The following is a 20,320-nucleotide window of genomic DNA, read 5'->3' as shown; positions in this document are numbered from 1 at the left end:
CGGGATTTCACTGCCAGGACGGGAAATTTCAGTTGGCCCGCCGGTAAACGCCGGGCGCACCCATACTTCGGCGCGTGGCCGATGACTACACCCTGCGCCGGGTTCCGCCCGCGGCGCGGCACGGTTGGCGGACGGTGGCCGTGCAGTCCTTCGGCCAGGCAGGCAACATCGGGCTGCTCATGCTCGGCGCGTTATTGGGGCTGTCACTGGGTTTCTGGCCCGCGGCCGGAGTCCTGGCACTGGGCCTGGCGATCCAGACCGCGGCGCTGCTCGCGATGGGCATCATGGGCATGCGCGAGGGACTGGCCACCACCGTGCTCACCCGGTGGACCGGACTCGGCCGGTACGGTTCGGCCATTCTCGGCCTGGTGCTCGCCTGCTGCGTGACCGGTTGGTTCGGGGTGCTCAACACCGTTGTGGCGCAAGGCTTCCACACCATCGTCGGCGGCCCGCGGTGGGTATGGGCGCTGGCCACCGGCGCGGCGATCACCGTGATCGTGATGTTCGGCTTCACCGTGATGGCCCGCACCGCCGCGGTCACCGCACCCGCTTTCCTGGCCCTGGCCGGATATCTGGCCCTCACCCAGCTCTGGGACCGCCCGCTGGCCGAACCCACCGGCGCCCTGTCGGTGCCGGCCGGGGTGACCGCGGTGGTCGGGGTGTGGATCATCGGTATCGTGGTGGCCCCCGACATCACCCGCTTCACCCGCGACCGCGCCGACGTGCTGCGGCTGACCCTGTTCGGCACCGTGCTCGGCCAGCTGCTGATCGGCCTGTGCGGCATCGCCCTGGCGCTGGCCTTCCACACCACCGACGTGGTCACCATCGTCACCGCGGGCTCCGGTTTCCTGGGCATCGCGGTGCTGATCACCGCCACCGCCAACATCCAGAACCTCAACCTCTACGTCGGCACCCTCAGCCTGGCCAACGCCCTGGACACCCTGTTCGGCCGCCGCCCCAGCCCACGCCTGCTCACCCTGGGCATGGGCCTACTCGGCGCGCTCGCCTCCGCCACCGGCCTACTGTCCACAGTGGAGGGTCTGCTGGCCGTGCTGGCCGGGGTGCTGCCGCCGGTGGTGGGCATCGCCACCGCCGAGTACTACCTGGTGCGCCGCTGGCGCCCGCTGCTGGAGCACAGCCGACCCAGCGACGCGCTGCCCCGGCACGCCCCGGCCTGGCTGCCCGGCGCGCTGCTGATCTGGCTGGCCACCGCCGCGATCGGCTTGCTGGTGCCGTGGGGCATTCCGGCGCTCAACGCGTTGCTGTCCGCGTTCGGGCTGACCGTGCTGGCGGGCTGGTTCAGTCGCCGACGATCTCCGCGGTGGTCCGGACCTCGCCGAGTCGAGGAAACACCACGGTGAGCGCGGACTTGTGTGCCAGCGCGGACAATCCGGTCATCGCGTCGGAGACCGCGACCGTCTCGTAGCCGTGATCGGCCGCGGCCCGCAACGTCGACTCCACCCCGAACTCGGTGGCGATCCCGCCGAACACCAGCGTCGTCACACCCAGGCCACGCAGGTGCGCGTCCAGTTCGGTGCCGTAGAACGCGCCGATGGTGTGCTTGGTGATCAGCTTCTCCCCCGCCGCCGGATCCAGGCCCGGGTCGAGTTCGCTGCCCTCGGGCTGTTCGACATTCGGCCGGTGCGCCTGTACGAGGACGATCGGCGCGCCCGCGGCCCGGAAGGCGTCCCGCAGCCGGATCGCGTTGCCCAGCACGGCTTCACCGGTGTGCGGGGTGGTCGGCAACGCGATGATCCGGCGCTGGAGGTCGACCAGCACGAGCGCGGTGGTGGAGTTGATCGTGGTCATACCCACAGCCTAGGCAAGCCCCCGTGTTGGCCGTTGTCGTACGGTGTGTTGGCCGTTGTGGACGGCGAGTTGGGCCAACTGGTACGCCGATTTGGCCCAAGTGGGCGTACCAGTTGGCCCAAGTGGTACGGGGGGCGCGGATCACGCCGGCGAGTCAGTGTCGGTGCCTGGTGGTTCACTCGGACCATGGCCACTTCCGTGCTGCACGCGCCGCCCACCCGCGTCCACCGCGAGGACCTCGCCGTGCTGGAACAGACCGCGGCGGACGAATTGCCCGCCATCCAACAACTCTGGCCCGCCTTCGAGCGACTGGTCGGCCTGCGCGGGCGCAAGATGTACACGCGGATCGACGAGCGGGCGGGCACCTACACCGTGTGCACCCCGGTCAAGCCCGAGGACCGCCCGGACCAGCTCGGCCTGCGGACCGGCATCCTGGCCGGCGGCTGGTACCTGCGCGGCAGTCTGGTCGGCGAACCCGACCGGACCTATCCGCACATCGGCGACGGCATGGCCGAACTCAAGGCTGGCAGGCCCGTGGACGAGTCCCGGCCGCTGGTGGAGTTCTACCGCAGGCACGGCCACATCGAGCTGTGGCTGCCGATCCGGCCGTGACCACCGACCGCCGACTCACCGCCAGGACGGCAGCCACAGTTCGGCCTGCCAGTGGCCGTTGGTGATCGAGTCGCCGTTGAGGATCGGCCACAGCCAGCCGAAGTTGGCCACCACCAGTCCCACGTACAGCGCCACCACCAGCAACCCGGTGCGCCGCCGTTCGTCGCCGTCCCCTGCCCTGCCCAGGATGTGCCCCAGCGACAACACCAGTCCGAGCACCAGGAAGGCGGACACCGGGGTCATGTAGAAGAAGTACATCTGGCGGTCCAGGTTGACGAACCAGGGCAGCAGGCCCGCGAGGTAGGCCACCAGCACGGCCGCGTACCGCCAGTCCAGCCTGCCGATCATCCGCCACAGCGCCCAGCCCAGCATCGGGAAGGCCAGCCACCACATCGCGGGCGTGCCGATCAGCATGGTCGCGCTGACACAGGTGGATTCGCCGCAGCCGGTGGTGGAGTTGTCGAAGTGGTAGAGCATCGGGCGCAGGCCCATCGGCCAGCTCCACGGCTTGGACTCCCACGGGTGTGCCTCGCCCGGCTTGGTCACCAGGTCGCCGTGGAACTCCAGCACGTCCGCCGAGTAGCTGAACAGCGAGCGCAGCGCGGGCGGGAAGATCAACTGCCAGTGGTCGAACAGGTGCCTGCTGAACCCGGTCTCACTGGCGAACCAGGCCCACCAGGTGGCCAGGTACACCAGGATCGGCACCACCAGCAGCGCCCACAGGCCGGGCAGCAGATCCCGCCGCAGCGCGCCCCGCCACGGATGCGCCACGCCTGCCGTCCGCCGGGCCGAGGCGTCCCAGACGATCATCAGCACGCCGAAGGCCGCCGCCCAGTACAGGCCGCTCCACTTGGTGCCGCAGGCCAGGCCGAGGCTGACCCCGCACAGCAGGCGGTACCAGCGGAAACCCAGCCGCAGACCGAAGTCCGAGCTGGTCACCCAGCCCTCGCGCAACGCGATGGCCAGCCGGTCCCGGACCTGATCGCGGTCCAGCAGCAGGAAGCCGAAGGCGGCCAGTACAAACAAGGCCAGGAAGATGTCCAGCATCGCGGTGCGGCTCATCAGGTGCAGCACGCCGTCGCAGATCAGCAGCACCCCGGCGATCGCGCCGAGCAGGGTGGACCTGGTCAGCCTGCGCGCGATCCGGATGATCAGCAGCACCATCAGCGCGCCGCACACCGCCGCGGCGAGCCGCCAGCCCCAGCCGGTGTAGCCGAAAACCGCTTCGCCGAGTGCGATCAGCTGTTTGCCCAGCGGCGGGTGCACCGTCCACTTGAAGCCCGGATTGTCCTCGTACCAGCCGTTGCGCAGCATCTGCCAGCCCTGCCACGCGTAGTACTTCTCGTCGAAGACCGGGGTGCCCTTGTCCGTGGGATAGCCCAGGTTCTGCAACCGGATGATCCCGCCGAGCACGGTGAGCACGATGGTGACGACCCAGCCGCGCAGCCGGTCGGTCGGCATCGGCCTGCCGAGCAGGCTGGCCTCGCGGAACGCACCCGGGCTGGAAGTGGCGGCGGCTGTCACGCCACCCGATCGTAGGGGGACGCCGGACGCGGCCGCGATCGGGTTCCTTGCTCAGGAAAACAGATCCACCAGCGCCTCGCCGCGGGCGGTCTGGCGCAGCCGGACCTGGCGGCCCTGGCGCTGCCGGTCGATCAGGCCAGCGGCCTCCAGTGCCTGGCAGTGGTGGGTGGCGGTGGCCGGGGCGACCCCGAGCAGGGTGGCGACCTCGGCCATCGCGGGCTGGTGCGCGCAGTGCCGCAGGATCCGGGCGCGGGCCGGGCCGAGCAGCGCGCTGAGCGGATCGTCCGCGGGCGGCGGGTCCTGGCCGTGCAGGATCGCGGTCAGGCCGGGCACCGCGTAGGCCAGTTCGATCCGGTCCGGGTGCTCCAGGCTGAACGAGGCCGCCTTGGGGCCGGTGGCCAGCGGGATGAGCACCAGGCGGCGGCCGTCCCGCTCGGTGTCGGCGGTGGTGCCGGTGGTGCACTCCAGCCGGGTGCCGCGGACCCGCCAGCAGTGGTTGCCCAGCACGGTCAGCGCCACCGGCAGCGCGCCGGTGACCGCGGCGGCGCCAATGCGTTCGGTCTCCCGCCACAGCACCGGCCGGATCCGCTGCCAGACCGGCGTGTAAGCCTGCCAGATCGCCTCGAAGGCGCGGGCGAAGGCGGTGACGTAGGGGCGCGGCTGGTCGATGAGCCGTTGCCAGGCCACCGGGATGTGCCCGTGGAACTCCTCCAGGAAGAACTGGGCCTGTTCGGCCACCGCCTCCGGATTCTGCTCGCCCACCTGCGCCAGGGACTGCCGGATATCGGTCTCGACCTTGGGGATGAGGCAGTCCGGGATGCCCAGCCGATGTGCCCGCAACGGCAGCAGCGTTTCCAGGTCCGCGGCGGGCAGTGTGCTGCGCACCTGCGCCCGCAACTGGGCCGAGACGTGCTCGGGTGCGGCCCCCAGCGCGTCCAGGAGCAGCGAGAACAGGGACGAACCCGGCTGGTGCAGCACCGAGACGGGCAGCGTCTCCAGCGGTGCGAGCGAGATCGCGGTGCCGAAGCTCGCGGCCAAGGTCCCCTCCCCCGGAATTCGCCGACCGCGGACATTTTGACGATCCTCGAAGAGATTGCGCAATGGCGGTGCAGCGGATGTGATGTCCTCCTGCGGCGCCGAGGAAGGGTCGGCACCCGTGGATGAGGGGGCGGTGCGCCGGTGAGTGCCCGGAGTTGTGCGTGATCGACTCGTCGGTCAGGATCACGCGCTTCGCCGTGGTGGCCACCGGCGCACCGAGGGGAAACCGGGCTCAGCCGGTGCCGATGGCGAACAGGTGCAGCTGCCGGTCGCTGGGCAGGGTGACACTGGCGATGGTCTTGCCCGCTGGGGCGTCGTAGGGCGTGGTGGCGAAGACGAACGCCGGCCCGGTGCCGCCCGAGGACACGTTGCGGTACTTGGGATGCGCGAGGACCGTGTTGCCGAACACCGGGGTGGTGGCGCTGCCGCCGGGCAGCACCCAGTCGCCGAAGGACATATCCGCCGGTGCCGTGCTGCCGTCGGTGAAGGTGACCGTCGCGGTCCCCCGGTGGTCGCCATTCGCCGCCGCGCCAACGAAAACCAGCCGCTTCGGCGCGCCGGAGAGTGCGACGGTCTGGCCGTCCGCGGCGACGTTGTCCGGTCGTCCGGGCGGCGAGGCGGGCCAGGTGAACTTCGTGCCCGCGACCTCGACCTGTTGGCCGCCGGTGAGTCCGGCCGCGGCGAGGGCCTGGCGGGAGTAGCTGTTGCCGCCGCCGTCCAGGTTGGCCTGGGACTTGTCGTTGTCGTCGGCGATCCCGGTGTTGCCGTAGCGGGTGACCAGGCTGCCCTCGGCCGCGACCAGCACGGTGACCGTACTGCTGACCGTGCGGTGCGCGCCGGTGATGGTCACCGGGATGTCGTGGTAGCCCTCGGCCGCGCTCGCGCTGACCTGGTAGCGGGCCTGGCCGTCGTCGAGCCGGAACCGTTGCGGCCCAGTGACACTCAGCCCGGCGGGCGGGCTGGTGGTGACAGTGAGCGTGCGATCGTCCCCGGCCAGCCTGCGCGCGTCCACGGTGAACTCGCCGGTGCCGCCGGGCCGCACGGTGATCAGGTTGCTCGCACTGGCCAGGAAGTCGTGCTCACCGTCGCGATAGGACGGTGGGGCCTGCTCGCGCTCGCTGGCCCACTGCTTGTCCGGGGTGGTGGACAGGTCGAAATCGAGCCGCCCGCCGGTGCTGATGATCTCCCTGGGCAGCCCGGTGCGCTCGTGCTCGCGGCCGTTGAGTTCCAGCTCCCGCACGTACATCGCGGTGCTGGACGCCTTGGGGGCGCGGATCTCCAGGTCCCGGCCGGGCAGGTCGAGCACGGCGCGCGGGAACAGCGGGCTGTGCACGGCCAGATCCGAGGTGCCGGGGGTGGCCGGGTAGATGCCCAGCGCGGCCCAGACGTACCAGGAGGACTGGGCGCCGAGGTCGTCGTTGCCGGGTTCGCCGTCCGGGGTGGGGCTGAACAGGGTGGTCATGATCTGCCGCACCACCTGCTGGGTGCGCCAGGGCCGCCCGGTGTGGTTGTACAGCCAGGGAATCCCGAACGCGGGCTCGTTGCCCGCCCACATGTAGGGCTGCAGCGGACCGGCGTTGAGCTTGGTGGTGAAGGTGTCCAGCCGTGCCGCCGCCGCGTCCCGGCCACCCATCGCGGTGATCAGCCCGGCTGGGTTGTGCGGCACCATCCAGGTGTACTGCACCGCGTTGCCCTCGTCGAACCCGTCCTGGCCGAATCCGCCGGTGGGCGGGATGAAGGCCGGGCCGTCCGGGAACCGCCCGTCGCCACCGCGCGGCTGGATGTGGCTGGTGGCCGGGTTGAACAGGTTCTGCCAGTTCTGCCCGCGGCGCGCGTACTCCGCCGCGGTCTTGCGATCACCGGCCGCCTTGGCCAGCTGGGCGATGGCGAAATCGTCCACCGACCACTCCAGGGTGATCGAGGCGCCCACCCGGTTGTGATCACCGCGGGCCACCTCGGTGTTGGGCAGGTAGCCGCGCTTGACGTACTCCCCGATCCCCGGCCGCTCCTGGTAGGCCCCCGGCGTGGTGTCCACCGTGGTGGCGCCCTTGATCAGGTAACGCAACGCGGTCGGCAGGTCGAAATCCCTTGCCCCATAAGCGTGCAGGTTCGCGATCAGCGGCACCGAGCTGTCCCCGGTCATCTGCGCGGTGTAGTCATTCGCCAGCGGCCAGCGCGGCCACCATCCGCCCTGCACCGCGTCGTTGACCAGCGACTGGGCCATGTCGCTGGCCTGGCGTGGCCAGAGCAGCGCGTGCAGTGGAGCGAGGCTGCGGTAGGTGTCCCAGTCGGAGAAGTTGGCGTACTGGGTGCGCCCCGCGGGCAGGGTGTGGATGCGATCGTCGAAGCCGGTGTAGCGCCCGTCCACGTCGTTGAACGTGTTGGGGTGCAAGAGCGAGTGGTAGAGCGCGGTGTAGAAGGTCTTCAGCTCACCGGTGTTCGTGCCCGCCACCCGGATCTTGCTGAGTTCGGTCCGCCACTTCTCCCGGGTCTCCCGCCGCACCTGGCCCGCGTCCCAGTGCGGGATCTCCTGCGCCAGGTTGAGTTTCGCCCCGTCCACCCCGACGAAGGACAACGCCACCTTGGCCTTGACCTGGGTGCCGGGGAAGCTCAGATACGCCCCCGCCCGCGGCGACCTGACACTGGAACCGCCCGCGGTGACGGTGTTCCCGTCCCAGGTTCCCTTGGCGGTGAACGGCTGGTCGAAGGTGATCGCGTAATGCATCGTGTACTTGTTCGACTTCCCACAGAACCCGCCGGTGCTCGCCGACCCGGTGACCGTGGTGTCGTTCTCGATGTTCACCTGTGCGGCGGAGTTCCCGGACAGGCTCGCCCCGCCCTTGATCAGCACATGCCCACCGGCCGGGAAGGTGAAGGTGGCCAGTCCGGTGCGGGTGGTGGCGGTGAGTTCGGCCCGGACCTTGGAGTCCTCCAGGGTCACCGCGTAGTAGCCGGGTTCGGCCTGCTCACTGCTGTGCTGGTACTTCTCCACCCGCTCCCAGGGCTTCGCGCCGATCTCCCCGGTCACCGGCAGGATCGGCACATCGCCGAAGGCACTGCATCCCACGCTGGCGTGCGTGAGACTGAAACCTCGGATCTTGTCGTTGTGGTACTGGTAGCCCGCGTACGAGCCGAGCGTGTCCGGCGAGAACTGCGTCATCCCGAACGGCACCGAGGGCCCGGGGAAATTGTTGATCTCCCCGGCCGCCGCGTTGGCCAGCCCGGTGCCGATAAACGGGTCCACGTAGGCGGTCGGATCGGCGACCAGTGGTGGCGGCGCGGGTTCGGCGGCCGCCACCACCGGGGCCCCGAACACCAAAGCCGCCGCCGCGATCACCAGTCTGTTGGCACGCACGTGGACCTCCCAGCACCAGTCGACAGATCGGAGCTTTCCGCCCGGGATCAGGTCGTGTCAACGAGCCGGCGGCGGTTCTGACTGGTTCCGGACATCAAGATCAGCGAGGGCTACGCCGGGCCTGACCCGGTGACCGGGACGGCGCTGACACCGGTGTTGACGGGCAACTCCGCCAGCAGTTCCTTGAGCACCGGGTCGGTCTCGCGGTGACGCTGCTGCAACGCGGCGACCTTGGCGGCGAAGTCCGGGTCGTCCTCATCGGTGATGTCGTAGGCCTCGAACCGCTCCAGCAGGCGCATGCCCTCGCGTTCGGTCCTGGTGTGCGCGGGGTGGGTCAGGTAGTCCCAGTAGGCGTCCAGGTCTTCCAGGGCGAACACCGCGCCCCAGTCGAAGCCGCCGCTGCCGAACTCGCGGCCGACGATGTAGGACTTGACCACGGGGATCTCCCGGCCCTGGGTGTGCATGAGTTCCAGGGCTTCCTCGATCTGTTCCTGGGTGACGCCGGCCTTCAGCTTGAACCGGTTGCCGTGGTAGATCATCGAATTCTCCTTGTGTCGCAGTGGGTTTGCCGGATTCAGCGGGTGAAGGAGGCGGCCAGGCGGCGGTGTTCCAGGACGGTGGCGACCAGGAAGCCGCCCGCGCCGGCGATGGCCAGGGCCCAGAACAGGGCGGGGCTGCCGAGGAACAGCGAGCCCGCGGAGAGCAGCGCGAGGTAGGCGCCCAGCAGGTAGTGCAGCGGGTTGCCGCGCACGGCGCCCTCGCCCAGGTACAGCAGGCCGACCACAAAACCGGCGCCCGCCGGCCAGAGCAGCGACTGCACGTTCGGCATGTCCGGCAGCGTGTGCAGGCTGGAGATGAGCAGGAACAGGCCGCCCATGCCGACCACCCAGGCTCCGCCGATCAGCTTGTGCGACAACAACTCCCGGCCACTGAGGCTCTTCTGGGCGCGCAGTGCGGCGGCGATGGCCAGCACGGTGCCCACCAGGAATCCGCCGAGCAGCAGGATCATCGGCAGCCAGCCGGGCAGGGCGAGCAGCGGGGTTTCGCCCCGGCTCAGGGCCGCGGCGCCGTGGCCGAGGAGGTAGGCGAGTCCGAAGCCGACGTAGACGGGGCGGCTGTCGATCTCGCCGGGGCGGGCGGTGCCGCGGGCGATCATCGGGGCCGGGCGGGTGGCGGTGGTCATGGCTGGGGCCTTTCCGGAGTGGGGGCGGAACAGAGGTGGGACAGGGGAATGGCGATGCGCTGGGTGATGTCGGCGGGCCACGGGAAGGGGGTGCGCACGGCGCGCTGGTGGGCCAGGCCGTGCAGGCCCAGCCACAGCGCGACCGCGTCGGTCTCCGGGGCCTGGCTGGTGCAGTGGCCCGCGGTGACGCAGTCCCGCAGGATGCGGGTCAGGATGCCCAGTGCTTCCGCGCCGAGGGCGGTCAGCAGGTCGGTGGTGAGGCCGCCGCGGCCGACCACCGGTTTCCACGCGCCGTCGAACATGAGGCGGTAGCGCTCGGGGTGGTCGCGGGCGAAGCCCAGGTAGGCCGCGCAGACCGCGCGCAGCCGGTGCCGGGGGTCCTCGCCCGCCTGCTCGGTGGCGGCCCGGAGTCGGCAGGCCAGGTCGGCGAAGGCCTGGCGCACCACCGCGAGCATCAGGGTGGGCTGGTCGGGGAAGTGCGGGTAGATCGACGGGGCGGCGATGCCCGCGCGCCGGGCCACGGCCCGCAGGGTGACCGCCCGTTCGTCGCCACCGGCCTCGATCAGTGCGGTGGCGGAGGCCAGGATCTCGGTGCGAAGCAGGGCGCCCGCACCGCGGCGGTTCCTGGCGTGGCAACGCGGTTCGCCGCCTGCGGTGGGCATGGCCGCTATCCGACGATGACGACTTTGCCCAGCACGGTGCGCGATTCGGCGAGGGCCAGCGCCGCACCGGCCTCGGCCAGCGGGAACTTCGCGGCGATCTGCGCGGTGAGCACGCCCTCGTCCAGGAGTCGCAGCACCTGGGTGAGGTCTTCGGCCAGCCGGGCGCGGAAGATGGCCAGGCTGCGCTTGCCCGCCCAGAAGTTGTAGAACTTCGCGCTCTTGCCGTTGGGCAGCAGGTGCCACATCAGCAGGCGCCCGAAGGACTTCAGCACCGGCAGCCGGGAGTTTCCGTCCTCGTCCTTGGTGGCCGCGGTGCCGTAGGAGACCAGGGTGCCGCCGCGGCGCAGCAGTCCCCAGGACTCGTGCAGCCCGGCGCCGCCGACGTGGTCGAACACCGCGTCCACGCCCTGCGGTGCGATCTCGCGGATCTGGCGGTACAGGTCGGGGTCGCGGTAGTCGACCGGGATGGCGCCCAGTTCGCGCACCGAGTCGTGGTGCCGCGCGGCGGCGGTGCCGATCACCGTGATCCCGGCGTGCCGGGCCAGCTGCACGAGGGTGGATCCGACGCCGCCGTTGGCGCCGAGCACCACGATGGTCCCGCCCCTGGCCACCCCGGCGGTGCGGTGCAACATCTGCCAGGCGGTGATCCCGTTGACCACCAGCGTTTCCGCCTCGGCCGGGTCGACTCCGTCCGGCACCGGCACCAGGTCGGCGGCGTCCAGGACCAGCGAGCTGGCCCAGCCGCCGATCTTGGTCACCGCGGCGAAGCGGCGGCCGACCAGCTTGGCGTCCACCCGCGGTCCGACCGCGGTGACCGTGCCGACCACGTCGTAGCCGGGCACGAAGGGGAACGCGGGCTGGTCGTAGTACTTGCCCCGGCGCATCTGCTGTTCGGCGAAGGACACCCCGGTGGCGTCCATCCGCAGCACGACCTGGCCGGCGGCCGGCGCGGGCAGCTCCCGGACGCGCACCTGGAGGCCGTCGACCTCGACCTTTGCGGGCAGCACGACCTCGGTGGCGCTGGTGGTGACGGTGCTGGTGCTCATCTGGGCTCTCCTTCGGCGCTTGAACTTACGACCGTAAGGCTACGCACGTTCACTTAGCGAGCGCAAGAGCTAACACCTGTAAGTTTTTCTTGTAAGCTCACAGCCATGGACGACGACAGGGACGCACCCAGGCCCGCCCGTGCCCGCAACCGTCGCGGCGAGGGCGCCCGCCTGCGTGAGGAGATCGTGGCCGCGGCGGTCGCGCTGCTGGACGAGACCGGCGACGAGAGCGCGGTGACCCTGCGCGCGGTGGCCCGCCAGGTCGGCATCGCCGCCCCGTCGATCTACCGCCACTTCCCGGATCAGCCGAGCATCATGCTGGCCGTGGTGCAGCAGGCCTTCGACGAACTGGAGGAGCAACTGCGCGTGGCCAGGGACGCCGTCGACGAGCCCCGGACCCGTCTCTTCGCCGTCTGTATGACCTACCTGGGGTTCGCCCAGCTGCACCCCGGGCGGTACCGCACCATGTTCGGCGGGCTGTGGATGCCCGATCTGGACAACAGCGTGCTGACCGAGAGCGATATGACCGCGCTCGGCCAGGGCAGCCTGGCCCTGCTCGCCGAGGCCCTGGCCGACTGCGTCGCGGCGGATCTGGCCACCAGCACCGACCCGTTCGCCGACTCGGTCGCGCTGTGGCTGGGCCTGCACGGACTCGCGCACCAGCGGGCGGTCACCGTGGTCTTCCCCTGGCCCGCCGACCTCGCCGAACGCATGATCACCGCGCTGGCGCACCTGCGCGCGTAGCCGGATCACCGCGCTCTTGATGAGTGACCTAGGATTAGGTCGTGCAACCTAAACCGGGGTCGGCCGACCTGACCTTCACCGAGGCCGCACGCCGGAAGCAGATCGTCGCCGCCGCGATCGAGACCATCGCCGAACTCGGCTACGCCAAGGCCTCCTTCGCCCAGATCGCCCGCCGGGCCGGGCTGAGCAGCCCTGGGCTGATCTCCTACCACTTCGCGAACAAGGACGACCTGATCGGCCAAGTGGTGGCCGAGGTCTACCGCGTCGGCGGCGAGGTGGTGCGCCCGAACAGCGCGGCGGCCACCTCCGCCTGGTCGGCCCTGCGCGGCTACCTCGAAGGCAGCCTCGCCTTCTACGACACCCACCGCGGCCACCTGCTGGCACTGGTGCGGATCCTGCAGGGCCACCCCGAGGCGCTGAGCCGGTGGGCCGGGCCACGCAACGCCGCCGAACTGGCCGGGCTGGCCGAGGTGCTGGTCCGCGGGCAGCGCGCGGGCGAGTTCCGCGAGTTTGACCCCGGCACCGTCGCGGTGATCATCCGGCAGCTGCTCTCCGGCGCGCTGCAACACCTGCTGACCCAGCCGGCGGCGGACCTGACCGGCTACACCCGTGAACTGGTGACCCTGTGCGAACACGCCGTGGCGGCGCCGCGGCGACGAATCAAGGAGCAGCGATGACGAATCCGTTCACCCCGCGGGAAGACGCCGAGGACCTGGCCAAGGTGCTCCGCGAGGCCCGCGACATGCAGGGGGTTTCCGCCGCCGAGCTGGCCAGCCGCACCGGCGTGCGCACCATGGACGTGCTGGAGTTCGAGGCGGCCAGGGTCATCCCGGCCCGGGAGCCGTTCGCGGTGTACATGCGGGCGCTGGGGTTCGAGGCCTGAATCAGGACGCGGCGGCGAGGGTGTAGCCGAGGTCGGCGCAGGCCCGGCCAAGGGACAGTTCCAGGCCCGAATGTTCCAGTGGCAGCAGCACATCCGGCTTGCGAGGCAGGGCTGAGGCCGCCGGTGGGTCCCACAGGCAGATCGCGGGCGCACCCGAGTCCACCGCGGACTGGTACCAGAGGCCGTCCAGGTCCGGGTCGGCCGCGCGGATGGCGCGGGCCCAGGCCTGGGTGCGGTCGGTGGTGTCGGACCAGATCGCGGCGGAGGCGCCGACCTTGATCGGCCAGCGGCTGGTCAGGTCGAGCAGGCGCAGTGGGCGGCGCGGGCGCAGGATGACCAGGTGGCGGGCGTTGGCGTGCCGGTCGACGGTGGCGGTGTCCTGGAAGACCTCGGCCACCGAGGTCCGGGTGGACAGCGAGAAGTACAGCACGCCCTGGTCGTTGTCCCTGGTGAGCGAGCCGTCCTCGGCCAGCGGGTGCGGGTCGAAGTAGGCGTGCGGGAGTGGGCCGACGGTGCGGAAACCGTTCCAGCGCTGGGGATGCCGCCCGCCCGCGGCGAAGATCCGCACCAGCCGGGTCGAGGAGCCGACCGCGATCAGGTCCGCGGGCTCGATCGACTGGGCCAGCACGGTGGGCGCCGGTGGTGCGGGCAGGCGCGTCATCGTGCTGCCCAGTCTCGCAAGATCAGGCCTCGGCCACCAGGCCGGGGACCTTCTTGTCGGTGTTGTGCCGGAAGATGTTGACCGCGCCGACCACCGTGTCCGACTCATCGCGGATCGGGAAGACGTTGACCAGCGCCAGCAACCGGGTGCCGTCGGGCTGTTCGCAGATCACGTCGGCATCGCGCACGGTGCCGCCGTTGTTGGTCACCACGGCGGGCGGGGCGTGGTTGTGCGGCATCACCTCGCCGGAGGGGTAACGCAGCCGGAACGCGCCGCAGTACTTCTCCGAGGTGCCCAGTTCGGGGGTGCGGCCCCAGGCCGCGATGGCGGCCTGGTTGCAGGTGATCAGGGTGCCGTCGGTCTCCAGCACGTAGATGCCGACCGGGATGTCGTCAATGGCCTTCTGGTCCGCGAGCAGGCCCTCGGGGGCCAGTTTGCCGGACTCCAGGGCGCCCTGGAACTTCAGGCCGTCCAGTTCACCGCGGGTGATCTTGTCGATCAGGTCCATCTTGGTGTCCTTTCCAGCAACGCTGGTTCGCGGCGGCGGAGATTGTCCAATCTGCAACCAGTTCCAGCATGCCGCACCGGATGGCGCGCCGGTCGATTCGCGCGGGGAGTTCACCGGGATGGCCGGATCACCGGACCGGCCGGTTGATCTCCGGACGGTCCGGCGGCGGGTCAGGCCGAGCTGTCCCGGCAGGCGATCCGCTCCACCAGCCCCAGCCCGTTCCACCAGGAAACCGGGACGACGGCGACGGACTGGCCGTGTTGGCCGTTATGGACGGCGAGTTGGCCGTTGCGGACGGCGAGTTGGCCGTTGCGGACGGCGAGTTGGCCGAAAGGCGTACCAGTTCGACCAACACCATGTACGACAACGGCCAACACGCCGGCGGGGTACGGGCCGCCTAGGTCGCGGAGGGCACCAGGGTGGCGTCGATCCCCTCCCAGGCCGTCCGCAACGCGGCCAGGTCGGCCGGTCGTTTCTTCGCCAGGTTCGCCTGTTCCCGGACATCGGCGGTCAGGTCGAACAGGCTTTCCGCGGTCCCGTTGCGAACGTATTTCAGGTCGCCCCTGCGCAACGCGCGCTGGCCTTTCAGCCGCCAGAACAGGTCTCGCCGCGGCACCGGCGTGCCGCGGAACAGGTGCCCGGCCAGGCTGACCCCGTCCAGGGGGTGTGCCGGGGACGGGGTGGCGCGGGCGAGTTCGAGGAAGGTCGCGGTCCAGTCCATGGTGAGCACCGAGGTGTGCTCGACCTGCCGCGGGCGGAGTTGTCCCGGCCAACTCAGCAGGGTCGGCACCCGCAGCCCGCCCTCGGCGACCTGACCCTTGGCCCCGGCGAACGGCCAGGTGCTGGAGAAGCGCTCGCCGCCGTTGTCACTGGCGAAGAACACCAGCGTGTTGTGCAGCGCACCGTTGCGGCGCAAGGCATTGAGCACCTGACCGATCGCGTGGTCCAGGTCCTCCACCATTTCCCGGTACGTGGCAAGGGATCCGCCGTCGCGGTGTTGCAGCACGCCCTTCTCCCCCGCCTTGATCCGCGCGGTGAGTTCGTCGCTGATCTCCTTGTCCCCCGGGCCTTCCCACGGCCAGTGCGGGGTGGTGTAGTTCAGGTTGAGCAGCCAGGGTTTCCGGTGTTCCCGGCCAAGGAACTCGGTGGCCCCAGCCGAGGTCGTCGGCGAGGATGACCAACAGGTTGGGGCGCGGTGGTTTTCCGTTGCCCAGCGGCCGGAACGGCTCTTCGGCGGCGGTGGCCGCGCTGGGTGTGACGGCGGTCAGCGCGCCCGCGCCAAGCAGTCCGCCGAGCTGTCGCCTGCTGAGGTTTCCCGGTTCCCGCGTCACGGATCCGACGCTAGGGACCGGTTTCCGCGAGCGGCAGCCCGTCCCAGGATGTGACCCGGGTTACTGCGATTCCGGTCTCAGTTCGACCTGCCGGCCCACATCGTCGCCCTCAGCCGCGTCCAGCACCGCGTCCAGCAGCCCGGGGAACCGGGATTCCAGGTCGGCGCGGCGCAGGTTGACGAAGCAGCGGGTGCCCTCCTGGCGGGTCCAGGTGACGCCAGCGTCGCGCAGCACCCGCAGGTGGTGACTGAGCGTGGATTTGGCCACCGGGGCACGCAATTCGCCCCAGCCGCGTTCCGCGCCGTCGCCGAGCACCCGCACCAGGCCGACCCGGATCGGATCGCTGAGCGCGGACATGACCCCGATCAGGGTCAGCTCGGCGGTGTCTGGGTGCCGGACGTCCTTCACCGGACCATGATAACTTTTTCGATGTTCTATGAACGTCGAACTCGCGGGCGCGGCGTGGTGGCTAGGGTGCGCAGGCATGGATGCCGCTGATCTTGACCGCCGGGCCCGCACCCGGTCCGGCTGGATTCCTCCGCTGCTGGTCTCCCGGCTTCTTGAACTCGGCCATGGGAAAGAGGTGGAGTTCCAGGCAGGCCGTGGGGACTGGTTCTGCGCGCGGGAGTGGGCACGGCTGCTCGGTGACCAAGGGCGGCAGGCCGAGGCGCTGGAGGTGCTCGCTCCCTACGTCGCCACGGACTGGTGGCCGGCCGCCCAAGCCCAGGCGGAACTACTGGAGAGCTGGGGGCGGGCCGAGGAGGCGATCGCGCTGATCCGGCCGTACACCAGGACCGTAGGGCGCTCGCTGGAGTTTTTCGGGCGGTTGCTGGCCCGGCACGGACACCAGGAGGAGGCGCTGGTGTTGCTGGGCACCGGAATCGACGACTGGGCCCTGGCCGCCGCCCTGGTCGAGGTTGCCGAGGGGGCGGGGCGGGACGAGGACATCGCCGCGCAACTGGCCGCGCGGATCCCGGCCCAGCACCGATGCGACGGTCCTTGGTGCTGCCGCGGTCTCGACCAGGGCACGGCACTCGGCCTGCTCGCCACGATCCGCGAGCGCCAGGGCCGCGTCGACGAAGCGATCGCCCTGCTGCACACCCGGCACTTCCCCGGCGGGAACCATGACCAGTTGGCCGACCTGCTGGCCAGGCATGACCGGCTGGAGGAACTGCGTGCGTACACGGCGTCGGAGCACCACGGGCACGCCATGCGGCGCCTGGCCGAGGTGCTGGAAGAACGCGGTGACGTGGACGGCGCGATCGCCGTGTACCGGCAGCCGGGCGACTCACCGGCCCGTCAGTGTCTCGGTTCGGTCCAACTGGCGCAGCTCCTGATCCGGCATGGCCGGGGCGAGGAGGCGATCGAGGTGCTGCGCCTGCTCGCGGACTCTCCCGGTGGCGCGGAGGACTGGATCGTCGAGCTGCTGTGCACCCAGTACGCCGGCCAGGGCCGCGCCAGGGACGGCCTGGCCTACCTCGACATCCTCAAGGCGCGCCACGACGGCGAGGAGGACTGGGATTTGTTCAGGATCCGGCTTCAGCTCATGGCCGACCGCGGCCTACTCGATGAAGCGATCGAGCAGGCGCGGGCGCACCCCGAGGGCGACACCCCGTCCGCGGCCTGGACCATTTCCGACCTGCTCGCCGAGGCCGGCCGGACCGAGGAGGCGGTCGCGGTCCTGGCAGCGCACGCCCCCGCCAACTCCGAGGTGCTGGCGGGCCACCTCATCGACCTCGGCCGGATCAAGGACGCGGTGGCGGTCCTTCAGCAGCACGAGTCCTAGCCGGGTCGGCTCGGCGGTATCTGGGCGCCGGACGTCCTGCACCGGCCGAGATCACCGCCAAGACGGTCAACGACCAGTTCGCGCTCAACGTGACCGCGCCGGTCCTGCTCGCCGCCGCCGCACTGCCGCAGCTGGGCCCTGGAACTGGCCGCCGAGCGGGTGCGGGTCAACGCGGTCGCGCCGGGCCCGACCGAGTCCGAGGCCCTGGCCGTGTCCGGACTGCCCGCCGAGGTGGTCGAGCAGATCAAGCAGGCCGAGGCCGCCCGGGTCCACTGGGCCGCCGCGGCAGGCCGGCGGAGGTCGCGCTCTGGCTGCTGCACCTGGGCGATCCGGCGGTCACCTGGGTCACCGGGCAGGTGCTCACCGTCGACGGCGGGCTCGAACTGACGTGAGGTCTAGGCTGGACGGCGGGTCCTGATCCGGAGGTTGCCGATGTTCCTGCGCCGTTTCGCCCTGCTGGCCTCGATCATGCTGGGCGCGCTCACCCTCGGCGGCCCGGCCGCCCTGGCGGTCAGCACCGCGCCACCGGTGACCAGCACGGTCGAGACCCAGGAACTCCGCCGTCTCGGCCCGCTCGCCGACCTGGTCATCCAGCGCCTGCTGGTCGGCGATCTGGTGGCCGCGTCGAAATTCGGCACCGGCAAACCGATCGACGACCCGGTGCGCGAGCAGCAGGTCCTGGACGCGGTGCGGGCGCAGGCGGGTCCGCTCGGGCTGGATCCCGAGGCCACGGTCCGCTTCTTCCGGGACCAGATCACCGCCAACAAGATCGTGCAGCGCGGGCTGTTCGACCGCTGGACCCGGCATCCGGACCAGGCCCCGACCACCCGCCCCGACCTCAACCTGATCCGCCAGCGCTTGGACGAACTGGCCACCAAGCTGCTGGCCGAACTGGTGTCCACAAAGGACATCCGCAAGCCGGGAATCGGCTGCCAGGTGCAACTCCTGGTCGCCCAGCACGTCGGCGCGGCCCAGCACCGGCTGGACCGGCTGCACCGGCGGGCCCTGGACACCGGCGTCGGGTCGATCTGCTGACCTGCCCGCGATCCGGCGCCGCGGTCCACACCGGACTACGCTCAGCCGTGAGTGCGCGGGAGAGGAGCTGACCATGGCGGACAAGGACATTCTCGGCACCATCGACGAGCTGGTCGCCGAGGAGCGCGAGTTGCGCTCACACGGCACCGGCCTGACCGAGGCCGACCGCACCCGGCTGAAGTCCCTGGAACAGCAGCTCGACCAGTGCTGGGACCTGCTGCGGCAGCGGCGGGCGGCGGCGGAGTTCGGCCAGGACCCCGCGGACGCCACCACCCGCACCGCCGGTGAGGTGCAGGGCTACCTCCAGTAAAGCTCAGTACGCCGCCGTGTCGATGATGATCTCCGAGTGCAGGGTGCGGTGCACCGGGCAGCGGTCCGCGATCTCCATCAGCCGCGCCCGCTGCGCCGCGTCCAGCTGACCGGTGATCCGGATGGACCGCTCGATCCGGTCCAGCCTGCCGTCCTTGGTCTCGCAGTCCGCGCAGTCCCTGGCGTGCACCCGGGAATGCCGCAGCGCCACGCTGACCCGCTCCAGCGGCCAACCCTTGCCCTCGGCGTACATCCGCAGCGTCATCGAGGTGCACGCGCCCAGCCCGGCCAGCAGCAGGTCGTACGGGGACAGGCCGCTGTCCTCGCCCAGCGGGCGCGGCTCGTCGGCCGCGATCAGGTGGCGGCCGACGGAGATGGTCTGGCCGTAGGACCCGGTGCCGTTCTCGGTGACCAGCACGTGGCCCTCGGGTTCGGCGGCGGGCTCGGGCAGGTGCCGGGCCGCCCAGGTGGCGATCAGCGTGCCCGCGTAGTTAGCGTCGCCGGGGGTGCTCAGCTCGTGGTCGGCGCCGTCGAGGGCGAGGAAGGACTTGGGGTGCCGGGCCGCCTGGAAGATCCGGCGGGCGTGGTCCACACCCACCGCGTTGTCGGTCGGCGAGTGCAGGATCAGCAGTGGCGCGCCCAGTTTCGCGGGCAGCTCCCCCGGCGCGATCGCGGCCAGGGTGGCGATCGCGGCGGTGGCCGGCAGGTGCGGGGCGGCCAGCAGCACCGCCGTGCCGCCGATCCCGTGCCCGAGCAACAGCAGCGGCCCAGGCAGGTGTTCGGCCAGCCGGATCAGCTCGTCCGCGGCGGCCGCACTGGCCTCCAACTGGTGCACGGCTAGACCCGTGGCCGCCAGGGCCCGGCTGATCGCGGCCGCCGCCGGAGCGGGCAGGTTGTGCGCGAACAGGGCGTGAGCGTGCGGCAGGCCAGTCTGCGTGGTCACGCACCGAACCTTAGTGTTCAGCGCTTGGTAGCCACCACGATGGCGTAGCCGATCTCCGGGGTCACCGCGAGCCGCGCCATGCCGTTGTCCACGTCCGCGCCGTAGTCCACCGGCAGGTCCTCGGGGTCCATGCCCTCGAACCAGTCCGCGTTCTCCTCCTGCAGCGCGCGGAAGGTCTGCCGCAGCGACTCATCGGAGATATCGGTCAGCTCGGCGAAGGTCAGCCCGCACTCGGCCAGCAGCGCCGGGTAGTTCTCCACCGGGTGGATGGCGGCCACGTTGCCCGAGGTCCAGCAGGACTGGAGCACCGCGTTCTGCTCGTCGGTCAGCGGCACCAGCTGGACCAGGTCCGCGATCACCAGCCGGCCGCCGGGCCGCAGCACCTCGGCGATCTGGCGCAGCACCTGGCGCTGGTCCGGCATGTGGAACAGCGACTCGAACAGCCACACCCCGTCGAAGGAACCCGGCTCGAACGGCAGGTCCATCGCGTCGGCGAACTGGAACCGCACCCGATCGGCCAAACCCTCCTCCGCGGCGAGCTGCCCGGCCCGGTCCAGCTGCAGCCTGCTCACGTTGACCCCGACCACCTCGACCCCTGCGGTCTGGGCCAGGTCCACCGCGGGACGGCCGGTGCCGCAGCCGATGTCCAGCACCCGCTGACCAGGCCGCACCGCGAGCTTGTCGATCATCAGCGCGGTCATCCGCCGGGACGCGTCGCGCACCGAACTGCCAGGTGGCAGGTCCTTCCAGTACCCGATGTGCAGACTGCCGCCCAGGTCACCGGTGACGAACTCGGTGATCTGGTCGTAGTACGCGCCCACCGTCTCGGCCGTAACCCCACTGGCACCCCGGATCACCATGGCCACCTCCCAGGTGAACCTGAGTACCGGA

At 70.8% G+C, this 20,320-nt stretch carries 22 protein-coding genes and 1 pseudogene; 8 read left to right on the top strand and 15 right to left on the bottom strand.

Translation table 11 applies throughout. The features are described from left to right. Positions 1–74 precede the first annotated feature (74 nt). On the top strand, positions 75–1,361 hold the full coding sequence (locus ACTOWY_RS14225) for a purine-cytosine permease family protein (protein WP_441310088.1): 1,287 nt from the start codon (positions 75–77) through the stop codon (positions 1,359–1,361). Here the strand turns inward: ACTOWY_RS14225 and ACTOWY_RS14220 are convergent. Continuing rightward, positions 1,300–1,809, bottom strand: a complete 510-nt coding sequence (locus ACTOWY_RS14220) for an isochorismatase family protein (RefSeq protein WP_441310087.1) — start codon at positions 1,807–1,809, stop codon at positions 1,300–1,302. The two genes, ACTOWY_RS14225 and ACTOWY_RS14220, sit on opposite strands and share 62 nt — an antisense overlap. Before the next feature lie 186 nt (positions 1,810–1,995). Between ACTOWY_RS14220 and ACTOWY_RS14215 the strand changes: the two genes are divergently transcribed. Next, positions 1,996–2,421 carry a GyrI-like domain-containing protein gene (locus ACTOWY_RS14215; RefSeq protein WP_441310086.1) on the top strand — a complete coding sequence of 142 codons (426 nt, stop codon included), beginning with the start codon at positions 1,996–1,998 and terminating at the stop codon, positions 2,419–2,421. 15 nt (positions 2,422–2,436) lie between these two features. Here ACTOWY_RS14215 and ACTOWY_RS14210 read toward each other — a convergent pair whose 3' ends face one another. From ACTOWY_RS14210 to ACTOWY_RS14180, 7 genes are all read right to left on the bottom strand, one after another. Continuing rightward, the gene (locus ACTOWY_RS14210) at positions 2,437–3,945 is read right to left on the bottom strand and encodes a dolichyl-phosphate-mannose--protein mannosyltransferase (RefSeq protein WP_441310085.1); all 1,509 of its coding nucleotides are present in this window, start codon (positions 3,943–3,945) and stop codon (positions 2,437–2,439) included. A 51-nt stretch (positions 3,946–3,996) separates the two neighbouring features. Continuing rightward, positions 3,997–4,983 (bottom strand): ArsR/SmtB family transcription factor, encoded by a 987-nt coding sequence (locus ACTOWY_RS14205; RefSeq protein WP_441310084.1) that lies wholly within the window; start codon positions 4,981–4,983, stop codon positions 3,997–3,999. A gap of 232 nt (positions 4,984–5,215) precedes the next feature. Further along, a complete protein-coding gene (locus ACTOWY_RS14200; RefSeq protein ID WP_441310083.1) occupies positions 5,216–8,338 on the bottom strand; it encodes a GH92 family glycosyl hydrolase in 3,123 nt (1,040 codons plus the stop codon). 110 nt (positions 8,339–8,448) lie between these two features. After that, entirely contained in the window at positions 8,449–8,877 is a 429-nt protein-coding gene (locus tag ACTOWY_RS14195) for a Dabb family protein (protein ID WP_441310082.1), read from the bottom strand. Between the two features lie 35 nt (positions 8,878–8,912). Beyond that, positions 8,913–9,521: an ABC transporter permease gene (locus ACTOWY_RS14190; RefSeq protein WP_441310081.1), complete on the bottom strand. Its 609-nt coding sequence runs from the start codon at positions 9,519–9,521 to the stop codon at positions 8,913–8,915. Continuing rightward, positions 9,518–10,183, bottom strand: a complete 666-nt coding sequence (locus tag ACTOWY_RS14185) for a TetR/AcrR family transcriptional regulator (RefSeq protein ID WP_441310080.1) — start codon at positions 10,181–10,183, stop codon at positions 9,518–9,520. Before ACTOWY_RS14185 ends, ACTOWY_RS14190 begins: the two co-directional genes overlap by 4 nt. Before the next feature lie 5 nt (positions 10,184–10,188). Beyond that, positions 10,189–11,229, bottom strand: coding sequence for a medium chain dehydrogenase/reductase family protein (locus tag ACTOWY_RS14180; RefSeq protein ID WP_441310079.1), 1,041 nt, complete (start codon positions 11,227–11,229; stop codon positions 10,189–10,191). Positions 11,230–11,334: 105 nt separating this feature from the next. Here ACTOWY_RS14180 and ACTOWY_RS14175 point away from each other — a divergent pair, with 105 nt between their 5' ends. From ACTOWY_RS14175 to ACTOWY_RS14165, 3 genes are read left to right on the top strand one after another with little or no spacing between them, the layout of a single operon-like run. Beyond that, positions 11,335–11,973: a TetR/AcrR family transcriptional regulator gene (locus tag ACTOWY_RS14175; RefSeq protein ID WP_441310078.1), complete on the top strand. Its 639-nt coding sequence runs from the start codon at positions 11,335–11,337 to the stop codon at positions 11,971–11,973. Positions 11,974–12,014: 41 nt separating this feature from the next. Further along, positions 12,015–12,650 (top strand): TetR/AcrR family transcriptional regulator, encoded by a 636-nt coding sequence (locus ACTOWY_RS14170; RefSeq protein WP_441310077.1) that lies wholly within the window; start codon positions 12,015–12,017, stop codon positions 12,648–12,650. Further along, positions 12,647–12,856 carry a helix-turn-helix domain-containing protein gene (locus ACTOWY_RS14165; protein ID WP_441310076.1) on the top strand — a complete coding sequence of 70 codons (210 nt, stop codon included), beginning with the start codon at positions 12,647–12,649 and terminating at the stop codon, positions 12,854–12,856. Before ACTOWY_RS14170 ends, ACTOWY_RS14165 begins: the two co-directional genes overlap by 4 nt. A 1-nt stretch (position 12,857) precedes the next feature. On the opposite strand, the gene ACTOWY_RS14160 is transcribed toward ACTOWY_RS14165, so the two are convergent. The 4 genes and pseudogenes from ACTOWY_RS14160 to ACTOWY_RS14145 all read right to left on the bottom strand — a co-directional run bounded on the left by ACTOWY_RS14160 (position 12,858) and on the right by ACTOWY_RS14145 (position 15,764). Beyond that, positions 12,858–13,517 (bottom strand): RES family NAD+ phosphorylase, encoded by a 660-nt coding sequence (locus ACTOWY_RS14160; RefSeq protein ID WP_441310075.1) that lies wholly within the window; start codon positions 13,515–13,517, stop codon positions 12,858–12,860. A 22-nt stretch (positions 13,518–13,539) separates the two neighbouring features. Continuing rightward, positions 13,540–14,025, bottom strand: a complete 486-nt coding sequence (locus tag ACTOWY_RS14155; protein WP_441310074.1) for a PAS domain-containing protein — start codon at positions 14,023–14,025, stop codon at positions 13,540–13,542. Positions 14,026–14,422: 397 nt separating this feature from the next. Beyond that, positions 14,423–15,175, bottom strand: a pseudogene (locus ACTOWY_RS14150) (sulfatase family protein); the annotation flags it as partial. A gap of 241 nt (positions 15,176–15,416) precedes the next feature. Next, complete coding sequence (locus ACTOWY_RS14145; protein WP_441310073.1) at positions 15,417–15,764, bottom strand: ArsR/SmtB family transcription factor; 348 nt, start codon at positions 15,762–15,764, stop codon at positions 15,417–15,419. Positions 15,765–15,840: 76 nt separating this feature from the next. Here ACTOWY_RS14145 and ACTOWY_RS14140 point away from each other — a divergent pair, with 76 nt between their 5' ends. Further along, positions 15,841–17,142 carry a tetratricopeptide repeat protein gene (locus ACTOWY_RS14140; RefSeq protein ID WP_441310072.1) on the top strand — a complete coding sequence of 434 codons (1,302 nt, stop codon included), beginning with the start codon at positions 15,841–15,843 and terminating at the stop codon, positions 17,140–17,142. On the opposite strand, the gene ACTOWY_RS14135 is transcribed toward ACTOWY_RS14140, so the two are convergent. Further along, positions 17,139–17,462: a hypothetical protein gene (locus tag ACTOWY_RS14135; RefSeq protein WP_441310071.1), complete on the bottom strand. Its 324-nt coding sequence runs from the start codon at positions 17,460–17,462 to the stop codon at positions 17,139–17,141. The genes ACTOWY_RS14140 and ACTOWY_RS14135 overlap by 4 nt on opposite strands. Positions 17,463–17,574: 112 nt before the next feature. On the opposite strand from ACTOWY_RS14135, the gene ACTOWY_RS14130 reads away from it, so the two are divergent. Next, the gene (locus ACTOWY_RS14130) at positions 17,575–18,177 is read left to right on the top strand and encodes a chorismate mutase (RefSeq protein WP_441310070.1); all 603 of its coding nucleotides are present in this window, start codon (positions 17,575–17,577) and stop codon (positions 18,175–18,177) included. A gap of 73 nt (positions 18,178–18,250) precedes the next feature. Further along, on the top strand, positions 18,251–18,487 hold the full coding sequence (locus ACTOWY_RS14125) for a DUF2630 family protein (RefSeq protein WP_441310069.1): 237 nt from the start codon (positions 18,251–18,253) through the stop codon (positions 18,485–18,487). 3 nt (positions 18,488–18,490) lie between these two features. Here the strand turns inward: ACTOWY_RS14125 and ACTOWY_RS14120 are convergent, their stop codons facing one another. Continuing rightward, complete coding sequence (locus tag ACTOWY_RS14120) at positions 18,491–19,429, bottom strand: bifunctional alpha/beta hydrolase/OsmC family protein (RefSeq protein WP_441310068.1); 939 nt, start codon at positions 19,427–19,429, stop codon at positions 18,491–18,493. A gap of 17 nt (positions 19,430–19,446) precedes the next feature. Then, a complete protein-coding gene (locus ACTOWY_RS14115) occupies positions 19,447–20,289 on the bottom strand; it encodes an SAM-dependent methyltransferase (protein ID WP_441310067.1) in 843 nt (280 codons plus the stop codon). Between the last annotated feature and the right edge of the window lie 31 nt (positions 20,290–20,320).

The organism is Crossiella sp. CA198 (assembly GCF_052078295.1).
Classification (GTDB): Bacteria; Actinomycetota; Actinomycetes; order Mycobacteriales; family Pseudonocardiaceae; genus Crossiella.
Note: the sequence above shows the minus strand (reverse complement) of the source record. Positions and strands in the feature narration are given on the sequence as shown.

Coding starts and splice junctions, on each gene's coding strand:
- ACTOWY_RS14220 (WP_441310087.1), bottom strand. CDS start 1,809: ATGACCACGATCAACTCCACCACCGCGCTCGTGCTGGTCGACCTCCAG.
- ACTOWY_RS14215 (WP_441310086.1), top strand. CDS start 1,996: ATGGCCACTTCCGTGCTGCACGCGCCGCCCACCCGCGTCCACCGCGAG.
- ACTOWY_RS14195 (WP_441310082.1), bottom strand. CDS start 8,877: ATGATCTACCACGGCAACCGGTTCAAGCTGAAGGCCGGCGTCACCCAG.
- ACTOWY_RS14190 (WP_441310081.1), bottom strand. CDS start 9,521: ATGACCACCGCCACCCGCCCGGCCCCGATGATCGCCCGCGGCACCGCC.
- ACTOWY_RS14185 (WP_441310080.1), bottom strand. CDS start 10,183: ATGCCCACCGCAGGCGGCGAACCGCGTTGCCACGCCAGGAACCGCCGC.
- ACTOWY_RS14180 (WP_441310079.1), bottom strand. CDS start 11,229: ATGAGCACCAGCACCGTCACCACCAGCGCCACCGAGGTCGTGCTGCCC.
- ACTOWY_RS14175 (WP_441310078.1), top strand. CDS start 11,335: ATGGACGACGACAGGGACGCACCCAGGCCCGCCCGTGCCCGCAACCGT.
- ACTOWY_RS14165 (WP_441310076.1), top strand. CDS start 12,647: ATGACGAATCCGTTCACCCCGCGGGAAGACGCCGAGGACCTGGCCAAG.
- ACTOWY_RS14160 (WP_441310075.1), bottom strand. CDS start 13,517: ATGACGCGCCTGCCCGCACCACCGGCGCCCACCGTGCTGGCCCAGTCG.
- ACTOWY_RS14155 (WP_441310074.1), bottom strand. CDS start 14,025: ATGGACCTGATCGACAAGATCACCCGCGGTGAACTGGACGGCCTGAAG.
- ACTOWY_RS14140 (WP_441310072.1), top strand. CDS start 15,841: ATGGATGCCGCTGATCTTGACCGCCGGGCCCGCACCCGGTCCGGCTGG.
- ACTOWY_RS14130 (WP_441310070.1), top strand. CDS start 17,575: ATGTTCCTGCGCCGTTTCGCCCTGCTGGCCTCGATCATGCTGGGCGCG.
- ACTOWY_RS14125 (WP_441310069.1), top strand. CDS start 18,251: ATGGCGGACAAGGACATTCTCGGCACCATCGACGAGCTGGTCGCCGAG.
- ACTOWY_RS14115 (WP_441310067.1), bottom strand. CDS start 20,289: ATGGTGATCCGGGGTGCCAGTGGGGTTACGGCCGAGACGGTGGGCGCG.